The organism is Streptacidiphilus sp. ASG 303, from assembly GCF_020991365.1.
Lineage (GTDB): Bacteria > Actinomycetota > Actinomycetes > Streptomycetales > Streptomycetaceae > Peterkaempfera.
This window is the reverse complement of sequence record NZ_JAJLRA010000009.1, coordinates 33,962-50,997: the sequence shown is the minus strand read 5'-3', so window position 1 is coordinate 50,997 and position 17,036 is coordinate 33,962. Positions and strand designations below refer to the sequence as shown.

The window sequence follows — 17,036 nt, the reverse complement described above, 5'->3', positions numbered from 1 at the left end:
CGCGGGACTGGACGTGATCGCGTGGGGTCGGGGCTGTTCACCTGGCGGCCGAGGGGCGTCCTCGGTGGTCCTGGTCCTGGTGCGGTGGGACAGGCGTGGGTCGGCGGGTCGGCCGACGCCGGGAGGGGCGTGCGGGAGCGGGTCCGGCCTCAGGCCGTGGAGCGTGTCGAGGGCGGGCAGAGGGGCCGGGAGGCCGCTGCCGCGCTGCTGGGGCCTGGGGTGTTCCGGGCCGGTGGGCGGTCCGGTGGGCTGGGCGTGTTCCGGGCCGGCGGGTGGCCCGGTGGGCCACAGGCAGGGTGGGGGTCCCGGGTGTCGTGCGCCGGGGGTTCCGGGATTCCGGTTCGGCGGGGGTGGCCGCGGCGGGCCGCGCGTGAACTTTTCCGGTCGGGTCTGCAACTCCCTGGTGCGGGGCCGCCGTGTGCGGCCGCCGTCACGTTGCCGACAGGAGTGGTGATTTGTCGATATTTCGGAGATCCGTGTCGCGTCGGCGGGGCTGGCCGGCCGCCTGTGCGGCGCTGCTGAGCACCGCTGTCCTGACCGCGTTCGGCGCCCCGGCCCCCGACCCGGTCGGCACCGGGGGGAGCGCGGAGCCGCCGGTGGCCGCCGGTGGGCCGTCCGGTGGTGTCGAGCGGCTGTGCGGTCCGCCCAGGCCGCACGAGTTCACCTGCTTCGGCCTGCGCCGTACCGGCCTCACCCCGCGCAAGGGCCTTCGGTCCGCCCAGGACGCCCCCCAGGGATTCGGCCCGGCCGACCTGCGCAGCGCCTACGGCCTGCCCGCCGACGGAGGGGCGGGTGCGACCATCGCGATCGTCGACGCCTTCGACAACCCGAACGCCGAGGCCGACCTGGCCGTCTACCGCGCGCAGTACGGGCTGCCCGCCTGCACCACCGCGAACGGCTGCTTCACCAAGGTCGACCAGCGCGGCGGAACCGGCTACCCCGCCCCGGACCCGGGCTGGGCCGGCGAGATCTCGCTCGACCTGGACATGGTCTCCGCCGCGGCCCCCCGTGCGCGGATCCTGCTGGTCGAGGCCGACACGGCCGGCATCGACGCGCTGGGGAGCGCCGTGGACCGGGCGGTGGCCCTCGGCGCCCGGTACGTCTCCAACTCCTACGGCTCCAACTACCTCTACTACCCCGAGGACCCCGCGGAGTCCGCGGCGGACGCGCACTACGACCACCCCGGTGTCGCGGTGGTCGCCTCCTCCGGCGACAACCGCTACGGCGTCGCCTACCCCGCGGCCTCCCCGCACGTCACGGCGGTCGGCGGCACCACGCTCGCCAGGGACCCGTCCGCCTCGCGCGGCTGGTCCGAGTCGGTGTGGAGCCACGACGGCGGCGGCACCGGTTCCGGCTGCTCCCGGTACGAGCCCAAGCCGGCCTTCCAGCGGGACACCGGCTGCCCCGGACGCACCGTCGCCGACGTCTCCGCGGTGGCCGACCCGGCCACGGGTGTCGCCGTCTACGACACCTACGGCGCGTCCGGCGGCTGGGGCGTCGCCGGCGGCACCAGCGCCTCGGCGCCGATCATCGCGGGTGTGTACGCGGACGCGGGAACCCCGGTCGCCGGGACCTACCCCGCCGTCTACCCGTACGCCGCCGGCGGCTCCGGACTCCACGACGTGACGACGGGGTCGAACGGGAGGTGCGCGCCGGCGTACCTGTGCACCGCGGGCGCCGGCTACGACGGCCCCACGGGCCTGGGCACCCCGGACGGGACGGCGGCCTTCCGGATGGGACCGCACGGCACGCTCTCCGGAACGGTCACCGACGGCGCCACCGGCGCGCCGGTCGCCGCGGCCCTGGTGACAGCGGGCATCCACACCGCCACCACCGACGGCCGGGGCCGCTACACCCTGCCGCTGCCGGCCGGCAGCCCCGGGGTCCGGGTGACCGCCTACGGCTACGCGCCGGGCGGGGCGCCGGACGTCCCCGTCGCCGACGGCGGCGCCACGACCCGGGACTTCGCGCTGCGCAGGCTCGCCACCCACCGTGTCTCGGGCACCGTCACCGACGGGTCGGGCCACGGCTGGCCGCTCCACGCGAGGATCACCGTGGACGGGGTGCCGGGCGCCCCCGTGTGGTCCGACGCCCTGACCGGGGCGTACCGCCTGGACCTGCCCGAGGACCACACCTACACCCTGCGGGTCGTCAGCGACGACATCCACTACCGCTCCCTCGTCCGGCAGGTGGCGGTGCGGGACGCGGACCGGACCCTCGGGCTGGCGCTGCCCGCCGACACCTGGGCGGACGGGAACCCGGCGTACACCCTGAGGGTGGACACCCTGGACACCCAGTCCTTCGACTCGCCCGCCGGGGCCCCGCGGGGCTGGGAGGTGGTCGACGCCGCGGGCACCGGGCACGGCTGGGCCTTCGACGACCCGGGCGGCCGGGGCAACACCACCGGGGGCTCCGGCGGGTTCGCCGTCGCCGACAACGACCACGCCGGCTGGGACACGCCCCTGGACACCCTGCTGGTGAGCCCGGTGTACGACTTCCGCCGCGCGGGCGACCCCGAGCTGGCGTTCAGCACCGACTACGAGGGGGCCGCCGACCAGTCCGGCGACGTGGAGGTCACCGCCGACGGCGGCAGGACCTGGACCGCGGTGTGGCACCAGGACCAGCTGTGGACGGGCGGCCGGGTGGAGATCCCGCTGACGGCCTACGCCGGGAAGAGCGCGGTGCGGGTGCGCTTCCACTACACCGGGCCGGGCATGCTGTGGGCCGTCGACGACGTGACGGTCGCCGAGCGGGTCCTCACGCCCGTCCGCGGCGGGGTGCTCACGGGCACCGTCACCGACGCGAACACCGGACGGGGACTGGTCGGCGCGGTCGTGCGCACCGGTTCCCCGGACGGGCCCTCGGCGGTGACGGCGGCGACCGCCGGTGATCCGCGGGTCGGCGACGGCCTGTACCGGCTGTTCGTCCCCGGCGGCGGCCGCCGTACCTTCACGGCGTCCGCGCCCGCCTACCGTCCGGCCTCCCGCACGGTGGCCGTGGCCGACGACCGGGCCGCCGCGGCCTCCTTCGTCCTCGCAGCGGGCCGACTGTCGGTCGGGGCCGCCCGCATCGAGGCGGCCACCAGCGCGCACGGCGTGGTGGTGCGCAGGGTCACGGTGCGCAACAGCGGCACCGCTCCCGCGACGCTGCGGATCGGCGAGCGCACCGGGGCCGGGCCCGGCGCCGCGGCTCCGGACGCCGCCTGGCGGGGGTTGCCCGACCTGCCCGTCCCGGTGATGGACAACGCGGTGGAGAGCTACCGGGGCAGGGTCTACTCCGCTCTCGGGTCGTCGGACGGCCGCACTCCCACCGCGGGTCTCTACGTCTACGACCCGTCGGCGGGGGCCTGGACACGGGGTGCCGACGCCCCCGAGCCCCGGCAGGCCGCCGCGCACGGCCTCATCGGCGGCCGTCTCTACACGGTGGGCGGCTGGGCCGCCGGGGAGGTCGTGAGCCGCACCATGCAGGTGTACGACGTCGCCGGCGGCACCTGGACCCGGGGCCCCGACATCCCCGAGGGGCGCTTCGGGGCGGCGGGCGCGGTGCTCGACGGGCGGCTCTACGTGGTCGGCGGATGCACCAACGCCCAGTGCTCGAGGACGGTGTACGTCTTCGACCCGGGTTCGCGCAGGTGGTCCAGGGCCGCGGACTATCCGCAGTCGGTCAGCTGGGCCTCGTGCGGCGCGGTCAGCGGCCGGCTGTACTGCGCCGGCGGCATCCACGACTACGTCGAGACCGGTGCCGGGTACGTCCTCGACCCGGGGTCCGACAGCTGGCGGCCCATCGCGGACATGCCGGTGGGTCTGGCCGCCGGCGCCTACGCGGCCGCGGACGGGCAGCTCCTGGTGTCCGGGGGCTTCAAGCGGGTCGGGGCGAACCGGGTCCTCACCGCGCAGGGGTACGCCTACGACCCGGGCACGGACGCCTGGAGCGCGCTGCCGGACGCGCCCACCGCGGTCTACCGCGGCGGGGGCGCCCCCGGCCTGTACCGGGTGGGCGGCAGCGCCCAGAGCCGCTTCCCCGTCCCGGTGGCCTCGGCGGACCTGCTCCCGGGGTACGACGGGACCGAGTCGGACGTGCGCTGGCTGTCGGAGAGTCCGCGCCGGCTCACGCTGCGGCCGGGGCGGAGCGCCTCGTTCACGGTGAGGCTGAGCGCGCGGGCGGCCGGCGGGCCCGGTGACTGGTCGGCCTCCCTGGTCCTGTGCAGCGACACCCCCTACTGGGTGCCGGCCGTCCCGGTCCGCCTGCGCGTGGCGGGGCGCCGCGTCCGGTAGCGCCGTGCGGTGTGCAGGGCCGCGTCCCCGGGCGGGCGGTCGCGCCGCCCGGGGACGCGGCGGCCGCCGTGGGGGTGCGCCCCGGTCCTCGGGCCTGCCGGGTTCGGGCGGCCGGTGCCGCGTCCGAGGGCGCCCGGGAGGGCCGCGGCGGCCACGACCACGGCCGCGGCGGTCGCGCGTCGTCTGCGGGGGCGGGTCCGGCGACCCTGCGTCCTCCCGGGGGCGGGGAGGCCCCGGCGTCCCGCCCCGCCCCGGACGTGGGCGCCCGTCGCTGTGCTCGGCGCCCGAGGCCGGCCGTCACCCTTGACGATAGGCAGGTGAATGCCTGCATAATGGCGGGCGTGAGCCTCGAAGCAACAGCGATGGACCCGGTGTTCAAGGCGCTGGCGGATCCCACCCGGCGACTCCTGCTCGACCGGCTGCGCGAGCACAACGGGCAGACGCTGCGCGAACTGTGCCAACGCCTCGACATGGCGCGCCAGTCCGCGACGCAGCACCTCGACGTCCTCGTGCAGGCCAACCTCGTCACCGTCGTGCGGCGCGGCCGGGAGCGGCTGCACTACCTCAACCCGGCCCCGATCCACGAGATCGAGGAACGCTGGATCTCCGGCTTCGACAGGCCCCGCCTGCAGGCGATCAGCGCCATCAGGAACCAGACAGAGGAGTACGCCATGACCAGCACACCCGCACCCGCGCCCGCGCCGGTGCCGGACTACGTCTACGTCACCTACATCCGCGCGGGTGCCGAGCAGGTGTGGCAGGCCCTGACCGACGCCGACCTGACGGCGCGCTACTGGGGACACCTCAACGTCTCCGACTGGCAGCCCGGCTCGGCCTGGGAGCACCGGCGGGCCGACGGCTCGGGCAGGGTCGACGTCGTGGGCCGCGTCCTGGAGGCCGAGCCCCCGACCCGGCTGGTCGTCACCTTCGAGGACTCCCCCGACGCCGAACCGCGGAGGGAGCCGTCGGTCGTCACCTTCCTCGTCGAACCGCATCAGGACATCGTCCGCCTCACCGTGACCCACGAGAACCTCCCCAACCAGGAGATGCTGGGCGGCATCTCGGCCGGCTGGCCGGCCGTACTGGCGAACCTCAAGTCGATGCTGGAGACCGGTGAGGTCCTGCCCCAGGCGCCCTGGGAGATGTCCCGCGCCCACACCTGAGCCGCGCCCCGCCGCCTCTGCTCCGTTCCGCGCACGCCTGCACAGAGAGGTGCACCGCATGCTGGACACCGCCCCGCTCCAGGACGCCTACCGGGCGCTGCTCGACGCCGCCGCCACCGTGGCCGACGCCGGCGACCCCGGCCCCGCCCCGCCGGACGGCGAATGGGACGCCGACCGGATCCTCGCGCACGTCTCCCTCGTCGGCGCCGCCACCATCGCCGCCGTCGCAGGGATCACAGCGGGGGCCAACACGACGTACGACAACCGGATCGCCCTCGACGCCTGGACCATCGAGCAGGCCGTCGCCCACGCCGGCGGCAATGCCGGGCTCCGGGACCGCATCAGCAGCCAGGCGGCCGCCCTGTGCGCGCTCGTCCGCGGTGCGGCGCTCAGCGACCCCGAACTCGGCACCCTGGTGCCCACCCGGCTCCTGTCCCACGCCACCCTCCTGGTCGACCAGCCCATGCCGCTGCGCGACATCGTCACCGGGCTGGCGCAGGCGGAGCTGCCCGGCCACACGAGGCAGCTCCTCGCCCTCCTCCCCGACCGGGCCCCGGCCCGGGCCGCGCGGTGACCACGTCACGGCGGTGCCGGCTTCGGCCCGTCAGGGAGGCGTCCGCGGAGGCGGCCCGTGCTGATGGGGCGTCGGCTGTGGTCCGCGGTGCACGAGGCGTGCGGGCGGGGGTGGATCAGCGCCGGAGGCGCGCCGGCGCCGGGACGCCGTGCGGATGCAGGCGGTGAGACCGTTCCCCGGAAGGCCGAGCCGCCGCAGGCTGCGCGGCGGCCGCGGGTGGGCCGCAAGCCGGCCCGTCCGCGGCACCGGACGCGGCGGGACGGGGGTGAGGAGGCCGCCGCCTTGCGGGGGCTGGGTGGATCGCGGTGCCGTCCGTCTCCGCCTCGGTCCGCCCGGCCTCGTCGGCGTCGGTCCCGGGGCGGCTGCTGCTGCCGGCCGGGCCCGGCGGCCCGGCACGCACCTCCCTGCCTGCGTGCCGGGCGGCCCGCCGTCCCGGGTCCCGCCGCGCTGGTCGGGCGGGAGTGCTGCGGCGGGTCGGTGCCGGGCTCCGCGCCGGAAAAGGGTTTGCCCCGGTGCGCTGTCCGGTCCAGGATCTGCGGGTGTGATCTCTCGGCGTTGTGACCGCGTTCGCCCGCACACCACCGCAACCTTCGAGGGTCATCATCGTGAGCTACGCCATCCGTGACTACACGCCGGCCGACGAGTCCTCCTGGCTCCGTTGCCGGGTCCTCTCCTTCCTGGCCACGGCCTACTACGACGACGTGCGCCGCGCCAAGCCGCCGATTCCCCGGCCGGGCTTCGAACTGGTCGCCGCCCGGCCCGGCGGCGGCATCGCCGCGGTCATGGACGTCACCGTGGAGGGCGGCCTCGCCACCATCGACACCGTGGCCGTCCACCCCGACCACCAGCGCCGAGGGCTCGGCCGGGCCCTTCTTGCCGAGGCGCGGGCCCGCGCGCGGGCCCGGGGCGCCACCACGCTGGACGCCTGGACGCGTGAGGATCCGGACACCGTGGGCTGGTACCGCGCCATGGGTTTCGCCGAGAGCGGCCACTACCTGCACGTCTACGCGAACTACTACGCCGACCCGGCAGAGCCGGACCGGGCCGTCGGCAGCCGCCGCCCCGGGCTGCGGCCCGTCACCGCCTTCCTGCACGCACCACTCGACCGCGAAGGGCAGCTGCGCGGCGAGTTCGACCGCGTCCACGTCTGCCGCTGCTTCTCGATGACCCCGTGACCCATCTCCCCCCTGGCCGCACCGCCGGCGGCGCCTGCGTGTCGGGGCGTGGCTGCGTCGGGGGGCGGTGGGCCGTCGGCCGTCGTCCGGCCGGAGGACCTGCACTGCCGGATCCCCGGCGCCGGCCGGTCGCCGCGGCCGGCCCGCCGCGCCGCCTGTCCGGCCGCCGCATCCGGGACGGCGGGCCGGCAGCCTCGGGCAGGGCCCGGGCGCGACGACAGGCGGGCCGCTTCTTGTGGGATGCAACCCTTGAGCGGCGCCGTGCGTCGGATGGCTCACGACACGGATGGAGCGGCTATGACGCATTCCGGAGCGGAGCACGGGGCGATTGCCGAGCTGTTCGCCGCCCCCTGTGTCCTTCTTTCCCAGCCCAAGTGGTCGGCCTTCCGGGTCTGCTGTTCGCGGGTGGTCCTCGGGTCCGCGGCCGGCGGCACGGTGTGGGGCGCCGTGGGGGAGGAGGTGCCGCCGGGCGCGCTGTCCGGGCGGCTGCGGGCGGGGGCGGGGCGTGTGTTCCCGGTGCGGGGTGCGTGCGGTGTCCCGTTGCTGCGCGCGGAGGCGGTTCCCGGGCGGTGCGGGGTCGGGCGGCCGTGGTTGCGCTTCACGGACGGTGGGGGCCGCTGCGGGGGGAGGCGAGGCCGGGGCACGCGGTCCGGCGGTCCGGGGGGCTGTCGGTCCGGACGGCGCAGGGGGCGTCGCTGGGCCTCGTCCTTGAGGACCGGCCGTGGTCGGGCCGGGTCGTCGAGGACGGGGCGGGCGCCGTGCTCGGCGCGGTCGCCGTCGGCACGGTGGGGGGCCTCACCGGCGCGCGGCGCTGCGCCGCCCGAGTCGGGCGCAGGGCCTTGGCCCTGGGGGCGGCGGGCGGTCATGGCCGCCGTGGTCTGCCTGCACCCGGTCCGAGGGCCGCCCCGGTGGCGGTCCTGGAAGCGCGCCGAGAGCTGCGGGCCCCGGCCCCGCGGGCCGGCCGGGGCCGGGGCCGGTGCGCGGGGGCCCGTCGCCCCGGGTCCGGCCGCCGCCGGTCACCTGCTCGTCGCCGTTCGGCGGGCTGCGCCGGAGGGCGGCGTCCCGGTCCCGCGGGGCGTCGTCCGGCCCCCGGGCGTCGTCCGGCCCCCGGGCGTCGTCCGGCCGGGGGCCGTGGGGCGGGCCGGGAGCCCGAGGGTCCGGGGGCCGGGGGGCCGGTCACCGCTCCGCACCGTCCCGTCCTGTCCCGTCCTGCCGGGGGTGGCGGGTGCGGGGGTGCGGGGGTGGGGGTGGGGGGGTGTCAGGCGGTGCGGCCGTGCTTGAGGGCGGTGGTGATCTTGATGACGCGTTCGGCCTGGATGCGGGCGGCGGTGCGGGTGGCGTCGCCGACGGGGTTGTTGCCCTGGGCGTCGACGTGGGAGGTGCCGTAGGGGTTGCCGTCGACGAACTTGGCGGGGTCGGTGTAGCCGGGGGCGACGATGATGCCGCCGAAGTGGTGGAAGGAGTTGTAGAGCGCGAGGAGGGTGGACTCCTGGCCGCCGTGGGTGGTGGCGGAGGAGGCGAAGCCGCTGTAGACCTTGTCGGCGAGCTTGCCCTGGGCCCACAGGCCGCCGAGGGTGTCGATGAACTGCTTGAGCTGGGAGGCGATGTTGCCGAAGCGGGTGGGGGAGCCGAAGATCACGGCGTCGGCCCACTCGATGTCGGCGGCGGTGGCCTCGGCGACGTCGGCGGTGGCGGCGTGGTTGGCGGCCCAGGCGGGGTTGGACTCGATGGCGGCCTGGGGGGCCAGCTCGGCGGCCTTGACCAGGCGGACCTCGGCGCCGGCCTTCTCGGCGGCCTGGGCGATCTCCTTGGCGATCTCGGTGATGGTGCCGGTCGAGGAGTAGTAGACGACGGCGAGCTTGACGGGGGTGGTCATGGCGGTTCCCTCCTGGGGGGTGTGCGGGGCGGTGGTGGTGCGGGTGCGGCGGAACAGGCCCATGGGGGTGGCTTCTCTGTGTGCGGGCCGGTGGGGCGGGTGGGCGCGGTGGGGCGCGGGGGCGCCGCCGTGCCAACTGGTTGAAGGATAAACAGTTGTGGCGGGGATGTCGACCCGGCCGGCCGGGGCGCCGGCGTGCCGCGCGCCGGAGCGCGCCGGCGGCGCGTCATGGGGCACCCCGCCCCGGACGAGCTGCCCGATGCCTTCGACGCCGTGGTCCACGGCGACCCGGCCGCCCGCCGGCGCGTCGTGCCGCACCTGCCCGACGGCACCCTCCTGGTCCCCGTCGGGCGGCTGCGCCGCCGTCCCCCGGGGCGGTTCCTGCTCCAGGAGCGGTCGGCCGTGCGGGCCGCCCTGCGCGACTCCTTCACCGCCCCGGCCGGCGCGCCGCCCCCGCAGCCCGCGTCCTGGCTGCGGCGCGCGGCCGCGCCCGCCCTGGCCGGTGCCGCCCCGGGCGCCGCCGCCGGCCTCCTGGCCGCCGGGCCGGGCCCGTCCGTGCCGCTGTTCGCCCTGGCCGGGGCCGCGCTCCTGGTCAACATCCGCGCCCTGGGCGGCACCGAGTACCGGCACACCGGCCTGCCGGCGGTCCCGGGCGGGCGCGGCGGACGGGTGGCCCGGGCCGGTGGCGCACCGCGGACGCCCGTACCGGCCGCCCCCGTCCGCCGGCTGCCGGACCGGCCCGGGGGAGGGTGGGCAGGGCCGGGCCGGCAGCCGGGGGCCGGGCGGGACCGCGGGGGAGGGAGCGCCTTCCCCGCGGTCGCGCGGCCGGAAGGTCGCCCCCCCCCGGGGCTGTCGGCGCCCGTGGGGCGGGATCGGCGGCGGCGCCGTGGCGTGCGGCCCAGCGGGTGTGGGCGGGGTGCCGGGGATGCCCGGGGGCGGGCGGATCCCCGCGTCGGCGTGCCGCCCCGCCCCGGCGCCCGCCCCGCCCCGGCGCCCGCCCCGCCCCGGCGCCCGCGCCGCCGGGGCGGGGGCGGGGCGCCCGAGGGCCCGGTGTTCGCCCGGACCGGGGGCGCCGTCCGCGCGGCCCCGTGGCGGCCCCCACCGGCCCGCCCTCACCGGCCCGCCCTCACCGGCCCGCCCTCACCGGCCCGCCCTCACCGGCCCGCCCTCACCGGCCCGGTCGCACCGACCGGGCCCCGGGGCCGCCTCCGGACCGCCTCCGACCGGGCCTCGGGCCGCCTGCGGACGGGCCCCGGGACGGCCCCGGAGCGGGGGGTGGGGCCTTGACGGTCCGCACGCCGCGCGGCCGTCGCGCGCCGGCCCGCCTGCCGCCCGGCCCGGCCGGGACCTGGCCGGGACCGGGACCGGGACGGGCCCCTTCGTCCCGGTGCGCCGCGGGGGCCGGGCCGGCCGGCCGGTGGCGCCGGGACCCCGCCGGGCCCCGGTCCTCCGTCACGGCGTCTGCGCGCGGGGGTGGCCGGGTTGCGGTTCAGTCGAAGCGGATGTGCCGGGCGCTGGTCCAGGTGCGGCGCAGGCGTCCGCGCAGGGCGCTGTCGGTGTTCGCGGTGAGCGTCAGTCCGCAGCGGGCGGCGATGCGGTCGGCGACCTGGGGGACGGTGAGGTGGTCGGTGGCGAGGTGTTCGGCGAACTCCGGCCCGTGCAGGCGTTCCAGGCACAGGTCGAGCCTGGACAGGGCGAAGCTCTCCCGGCGCAGGGGGGCGTCCTTCCCGGCGGCGGACCGCAGGAGGTGTCCCAGGCCCCGTTCGCGCAGCCGTCGCAGGACCGTCTCGCGGTCGGCGAGCAGCGCGAAGTGCCGCACGTCGTGGCCGCGTTCGCGCAGCCGGCCGGCGGTCTCGTCGAGGTACGACGGTTCCACGACCGTCATCGGCACGACCACCACGCCGTCGTGTCCGTTCAGGGCGCGGTCCAGGACCTCGTAGACGCCCTGCCGCCAGGCGGGGAGGTCCTGGAAGTCCCCGCGCAGGGACGGCGGTGTCATCCGGTGCAGTCCGAACCCGACGTGCTCGGGGTCGCAGATGACGCTGCCGGGGAGCCGCCGCTGGATCTCGTGCGCGGTCTGGGTCTTGCCGCCGCCGAACGGCCCGTTGATCCACAGGAGCATGGGCCGACCCTACGTCCCCGCCCGCGGTCGGCGGCGCGCTGCCGCCGGACCGGGTCCGGGCGCCGGCCCCGGGGCCCCTCGCGCCGGCGCGTGGTCCGGGGCCGGTTCCTCCTGTTTTCCGGTCCGGGCGGTCCCGTCCCCCGTGCCGGGCCGGGCGGCCCGGCGGGTGGTGGGGCCGCCGCCCCGGTCCGGCGGGCGGCCCCGCCTGCCCGCCCGCCCGGCCTGCCCGGCCTGCCCGCCCTGCCCGTCCGGCCTGCCCGCGTGGCGGCCGGTGGGCGCTTGCTGCGGTGCCCTCGCACAGGGGGGCGGCTCGGCCTCGGCCTCGGGCGGGGGCGGGGGTGGGGGTGGTGGGGCCGGGCGCAGCGTTGCGGGCGGCCCGCCTGCCGGGCCGTGTCCGGTGGCGTGCGTCCCGGGGGGCGGGCGCCCGGGGGTCAGGGGCGGCCGGTGGCCTGGTGGCACTGCGCGGCGAAGGCGCGCCCGCCGGCGGCGGTCTGCCGGGAGGGGGCGGGGTCCCGCGGTGTGCGGGCGGGGGCGCGGCCGGCCGCCCCTGCCGCGGTCTTCCCGGGGTCCGGGACCGGCCGGCTCGTGCGTGCCCTGCCCGGTGCCGCACGGCGGCAGCCTTTCCCCGCGCGCGGCGGGGGACCGGACGGCCGCCGCCCGGCCGATGGTCGCGTCGCCCGCGTCGCCCGCGTCGCCCGCGTCGCCCGCGTCGCCCGCGGCGGGCAGGCGGGCAGGCGGGCCGGGCCGGGCCGGTCCGGGGCGGTCCGGGGCGGTCCGGGGCGGTCGTCTCCGCGTTCACGTGGCGAAGGGCCCGTCGTTCGCGAAGACGAGCCTGGCGAAGTTCTCGCCGATGCGGCGGTGTCCCTCGGGGCTGGGGTGGATCGCGTCCGGCAGGGGGAACTCGTCGTGGTCGCTCGCGCCGTAGAGGTCGAGTCCGTCGAGGTAGTGGAGGTGGGGGTCTTCGGCGGACCGCTGCTCGGCGATGTCGGCCAGGACGTCGCGGACGACCGTGAGCGTCAGCCGTCCGGCGGCGGTCTCGGCCGGATCGCCGGTGGCCCTGAACCTCAGGGTTCCACCGGAGAGGTCTGGCATGAGGGGTCCGGGGGTGTGCTCGTGGGTCGGGCACAGCAGGGGGGAGACCAGGAGCAGGGGGGTGGTGGGGTGGCCCTCGCGGATGGTGTCGAGGAAGCCGTGGACGGCGGGGGCGAAGGCGCGCAGGCGCATGGCGTCGCTGTTGACGACGTTGATGCCGAGCTTGACGCTGATCAGGTCCGCGGGGGTGTCGCGCATCGCGCGGGCGGTGAACGGGTCGACCAGCGCGCTGCCGCCGAATCCGAGGTTGACCAGCTCCGCATCGCCTGCGGAGGCGGCCAGGGCGGGCCAGATGGTGCTGGGGGAGGCGGCGTTGGACCCGTGGCTGATGGAGCTGCCGTGGTGCAGCCACACCCGGCGCCCCCGGTCCGGGGCGGGCTCGACGGGGGCGTCGGTGCGCAGGGCGACGACCTCGGTGGCCTCCGCGTGCGGGAGCCAGATCTCGATGTCCTTCTCGCCGGCGGGCAGGCCGGTGAAGCGGGCGGTGCCGACGGGGCCCGGGGTGAATTCCGCGGCCTGGGTCTGCATGTCGGTGATGGTGCGCAGGTTCCCGCCGGCCACGGTGGCCTGGGCGGTGAGGCGGCCGTCGACCAGCAGGTCGTAGATGCCGTCCGGCGGGGGCGGGAAGCCCCGGTAGACGCGCTTGGTGGGCAGGGTGTCCAGTTCGACGGCGGTGGCCCGGGTGCGGAAGGCCAGCCGCACCCCGGAGGGCTGGGCCTCGGCCGTGGCCAGCCGGTCGTCGGGGATCTGCCGGCGCGCCCGGGCGGGCAGCCGGTGCGGCAGCAGGCCGTGGGCGGTCTCCTCCACGTCGAGGTGTCCGCGCAGGAAGTCCGCGGTGAGGGGGGTGGTGATCAGGTTCTGTCCGTTGCTCATGGCGTCGGGCCTCTGGTGATCCGCAGGGGGGAGGTGCCGGGTCCGCACGGGGGCCGGTGCGGGTGGCGCGGCCCGGTCAGGGGGTGGACCGGTTCCGCAGGGCGGTGTCGAGGCAGTCCAGGGTCCAGGCCCAGGACTGCTGCGCGGCGATGTCCGTGTGGTCGAACGCGCCGGCCGCCTCCAGGGAGGCGTAGCCGTGGAAGACGCTGCCCAGCATGCGGACCGCGTGCGTCTGGTCCGGCTCGTCCAGGTCGTAACCACGCAGGATCGCCCGCGTCATCTGCGCGTGCCGGACACCCGCGCTGGCCGCGGCGGTCTGCGGGTCGAGCCGGTACCGGGCCGCTTCGTACCGGCCCGGGTGCGCCCGGGCGTAGTCCCGGTAGGCGTTCGCGAAGGCCGTCAGGGCGTCCTTGCCGGCACGCCCGGCGACGGCTTCGGCGACCCGGTCGGCGAGTTCCGCCAGTGCGAGCAGCGCGATCCGGGTCCTCAGCTCGTGGGAGCTCTCGACATGCGCGTACAGGCTTGCCGGCCTCACGCCGAAACGCCGGGCGAGCGCGGACAGGGTCACCTGGCCGAAGCCGGCCTCGTCGGCGAGTTCCGCACCGGCGAGCGTCAGCCGCTCCGGGCTCAGTCCCGCCCGAACCACAACCATCACCTGCTCTCGCTTTGCCTATGGGAAGCATGGATTAACCTACACCCTATAGGAAAGGGTTGTCTCGTCGGCCTCGGGGGACGTCGGTGCGGCCGCGGGGGGTTGAGGACGATCATGGTCGGCCGGCGCGCCGGCCAAGGGCCCCGCCGGGGTTCGCGGAAGGATCGCCGGGCCGGTGCGGGGCCGGCCACGGTCCGCTCGCGCCGGTGGAGCCTCCGACTGATGAGCGGGCCCAGGCGTACGGGAAGTGCGCCGCGGAGCTGCGCCGCTCGCGCCGGTGGAGTCTTTGACTGATGAGCGGGCCCAGGCGTACGGGAAGTGCGCCGCGGAGCTGCGCCGCCCTCGCCGGCGGTCGGTTCGTGCGCGCCGTCTGCGGCGGCGTCCACCGCCGCTGCCGGGGGCGGCCCGTGGCGCTCCGGTTCCCCGTGCCGTCGTTCGGCTGCGCGGGTCGCGACCCGATGTCCGCCCCCGGTTCCTGCCCGGCACCCCCGCAGTCCCGGCCCTCGCGGCCTCTGCCGCCGTTGATGCGGGGCCTGGCCGTGACCGGGGTCCGCGGGTGGACCTGCGCCGTGCGGTGCGACGTCCCGGGCCGCGTCGGCGGCGCTGCTGCCGGCTGCGGAACGCCGAGCGGGTGCGGGCCGCCGGCGAGGGCCTGCGCGCCGTTCGGCCTGGACGACCGGGCCCCGGGGGACGCCGGCGGCCACCGCTGTGCCTTCCGGCATCCGTGCCTGCGCGGCCACGGCAGTCTCCGGGCCCCTGCCGGCCACGGCCTCGGCCGGGACGTCCGCCGCGGCACCCGCCGGGACTGCCGTGGCTGCGTCGGGGGGTGCCTCTATGTCTTTCGTCGAGCGGGGTGTGGGGTTCTGGGTTGGTCGAAGGTGCCGTCGCGGAGCATGGCGAACAGGACGCTGATGCGGTGGCGGGCCAGGCGGAGGAGGGCCTGGGTGTGGGTCTTGCCGCGGGCCCGGCACTGCTCGTAGTAGGTGCGGGAGGCGGGGTCGTGCAGGTCGGCGAACGCGGAGAGGGACATCGCGCGTTTGAGCTGCCGGGTGCCGTCTCGGGGTGCGTGTTCGCCGTGGATCGAGGTCCCCGAGGACTTGGTCGTCGGGGCGGGGCCGGCGTAGGAGGCGAGGTGGGCGGCGGCGGGGAGGCCGGTGGCGTCGCCGACGGTGGCCGGCGGGACGGCGGCGGTCCTGACGCTGATGCCGGGCAGCGACGTCAGGACCGGGGAAGGAGGGTGGGCCTCCGGCAGGGCCTCGATCCGGGCCTCCAGGGCCCGGCGCTGGTCGTGGACGGCGGCCAGGGAGCGGGCCGGGGAGGGGATCACCCCATCCGGGGTGGCGGTGCCGGGGACGGTGACGGTCTGCTCGTCGAGTGCGGCGAAGACCTCGTCGATCAGCCGGGCGGCCATGCGCGGGGCCCTGGGCCGGACCGGCTCGAGGGGCTTGCGGCGGCCGGCTTTGCGCAGGGATGTCGGGGAGCCGTGGCGCTCCAGGGGCCAGGTGGCGGCGGGGTGGTCCAGGCGGGGGCCCAGGGCGCGCTCCGGCTGGGGTGGAACCGGGTGGGCAGGCCGCGGATCCGGTTGGAGGTGCGGGTGGCCTCGGCGGCGAGGTCCTGGTCGAAGCCGACCAGGACGGTCGGCTCGGCGGTGGTCTCGTCGGCCGGCTGCGGTGCGCGCAGGGTGCGGGCGGCGTCCGCGGTCACGGCCGCGTCCTTCGCGTCGGTCTTGGCCTCGCCGGGGTGGAGGTCGGCGATCCGCCGCATGGCGGGCCCGGGCAGGTAGGCGGCCTGGCAGCCGGTGTCGCGGGCGACGGTCAGCGGCAGGGCGCCGATGGAGGCGGGCTGGTCCACGACGGCCAGGACGGTGCCGAACTTCGCGGCGGGTTCGGCGAAGGCGGCCCGCAGTTTGGGCTCGCTGTCGGGCGGCGGCTTGTCGGAGACCTTTTTCCCGGCCGGGGTCAGGCCGTGGCCGTGGTGGGTGCTCCTGCCGACGTCCAGGCCCAGGCAGACGCCCACGTCGGTGGTGTCGAACGTCATCGCTTCCCTCTCCCCGGCGGGTCGCTTGCCGTGCCGGCCCCGGCGGCGGTGTCGTGCGCGCGCATCCACGTTATGCAGACCTGCCGCCCGCAGGCGGCCGGGCGTTGCGCCCGGCCGGGCGGTGGTCGGACCTCTCATCAGCGTCTTTGACGGCACCCCTCGGGCCCGGTGACACCACCCCCCAGGTCATCCGATCGACAGGGGGCAACGGTCATGCCGGGCCCGGAGGCCGGCGGCCCTGTCGCAGGACCGCGAAAAAGACAACGGGGGAGGGGCTGGTCCGCGGGGCCGTCCTCGCCCGGCCGGTCGCGGAGGTCCGACGGCGCACCGGGGCCGGGGCCGGGGACCGTCCGGCTCCGCGGCGGCCCGCCCGCGGTGGCCGGCCGATCCGCCGGCCCGGCGTCCGGCCGGGTGTCGGGCGCCGGGCCGGGCCGGTCCTGGCGCCGGGGAGCGCCCTTCGTGCGGATGGCCGGTGAACTTCTCCATCATTTCATCACGTACTATTAGCTTGCGTGCGAGTTAATGGTGGTCTAGGTTTCTGGGTGTCGGTCCGACCGGGACCGCAGACACCGGGACCTGACGAGGGGCTGATCATGGGCGAGCCGACCGTGCCCCGCCGTCCGCCGCTGCCCGCTGGTGCCGGGCCCGCCGTCGTCCCGGTGCACGGCGCGTCCGCAGAGCCGGCAAACCGGTATCGCAGCACGCCGGCGGCCGCCGGCCCGCCACCCGTCAACGCACTCAAGGAGCACGTCATGCCGTCCTACGCGATCCTCGCCGAGTTCGAAGCCCGCCCCGGGAAGGAGGAGGACCTCGCCCGGTTCCTCGCCGGCGCGAAGGCCGTGGTCGACGACGAGCCCGGCACCCTCACCTGGTACGCCATCCGCGTCTCGCAGACCTCGTTCCGCATCTTCGACACCTTCGAGACCGAGGAGGCCCGCCAGGCCCACCTGGACGGCAAGGTGCCCCAGGCCATCCAGGCCCACGCCGGGGAACTCCTCGCCGCCCCGCCCGTGATCACCCCCGTCCCGCTCCTCGCCGCCAAGCTCCCGGTCTGACCCGGCACCCCCGTACCCGCAGGCGCCCGGCCCGGCCGTCCCGCCCGGGGGCGCCGGAGCGGGAACCTCCCCGCCGTCTCTGCGGCCGCGGCGCGGGCCGTGCCCCGCCCGGCCCCCCGCGGCCGCAGAGACGGCGCCCCCCG

General features: G+C 77.4%; 9 protein-coding genes and 1 pseudogene. 5 read left to right on the top strand and 5 right to left on the bottom strand.

Features of this window, described 5'->3' with window-relative positions; all coding sequences use genetic code 11:
• Positions 1 to 476 precede the first annotated feature (476 nt).
• The 4 genes from LO771_RS14350 (at position 477) to LO771_RS14335 (ending at position 7,186) form a co-directional block, all read left to right on the top strand.
• Entirely contained in the window at positions 477 to 4,274 is a 3,798-nt protein-coding gene (locus LO771_RS14350; protein ID WP_230652294.1) for a carboxypeptidase regulatory-like domain-containing protein, read from the top strand.
• A gap of 362 nt (positions 4,275 to 4,636) precedes the next feature.
• Positions 4,637 to 5,437, top strand: coding sequence for a metalloregulator ArsR/SmtB family transcription factor (locus tag LO771_RS14345; RefSeq protein ID WP_230652601.1), 801 nt, complete (start codon positions 4,637 to 4,639; stop codon positions 5,435 to 5,437).
• A 58-nt stretch (positions 5,438 to 5,495) separates the two neighbouring features.
• Positions 5,496 to 6,011: a hypothetical protein gene (locus LO771_RS14340; protein WP_230652292.1), complete on the top strand. Its 516-nt coding sequence runs from the start codon at positions 5,496 to 5,498 to the stop codon at positions 6,009 to 6,011.
• A 605-nt stretch (positions 6,012 to 6,616) separates the two neighbouring features.
• A complete protein-coding gene (locus LO771_RS14335) occupies positions 6,617 to 7,186 on the top strand; it encodes a GNAT family N-acetyltransferase (RefSeq protein WP_230652290.1) in 570 nt (189 codons plus the stop codon).
• Between the two features lie 1,258 nt (positions 7,187 to 8,444).
• Here LO771_RS14335 and wrbA read toward each other — a convergent pair.
• The 5 genes and pseudogenes from wrbA to LO771_RS14310 all read right to left on the bottom strand — a co-directional run bounded on the left by wrbA (position 8,445) and on the right by LO771_RS14310 (position 15,838).
• Entirely contained in the window at positions 8,445 to 9,062 is a 618-nt protein-coding gene (gene wrbA, locus LO771_RS14330) for an NAD(P)H:quinone oxidoreductase (protein WP_230652599.1), read from the bottom strand.
• A 1,489-nt stretch (positions 9,063 to 10,551) separates the two neighbouring features.
• A complete protein-coding gene (locus LO771_RS14325; RefSeq protein ID WP_230652288.1) occupies positions 10,552 to 11,184 on the bottom strand; it encodes an AAA family ATPase in 633 nt (210 codons plus the stop codon).
• A 795-nt stretch (positions 11,185 to 11,979) separates the two neighbouring features.
• Entirely contained in the window at positions 11,980 to 13,149 is a 1,170-nt protein-coding gene (locus tag LO771_RS14320) for a GDSL-type esterase/lipase family protein (protein WP_230652286.1), read from the bottom strand.
• Between the two features lie 76 nt (positions 13,150 to 13,225).
• Positions 13,226 to 13,795, bottom strand: a complete 570-nt coding sequence (locus LO771_RS14315; RefSeq protein ID WP_230652597.1) for a TetR/AcrR family transcriptional regulator — start codon at positions 13,793 to 13,795, stop codon at positions 13,226 to 13,228.
• A gap of 838 nt (positions 13,796 to 14,633) precedes the next feature.
• Positions 14,634 to 15,838: pseudogene (locus tag LO771_RS14310) on the bottom strand (IS110 family transposase).
• A gap of 752 nt (positions 15,839 to 16,590) precedes the next feature.
• Here LO771_RS14310 and LO771_RS14305 point away from each other — a divergent pair.
• Positions 16,591 to 16,893 (top strand): putative quinol monooxygenase, encoded by a 303-nt coding sequence (locus tag LO771_RS14305; protein WP_230652284.1) that lies wholly within the window; start codon positions 16,591 to 16,593, stop codon positions 16,891 to 16,893.
• Positions 16,894 to 17,036 lie beyond the last annotated feature (143 nt).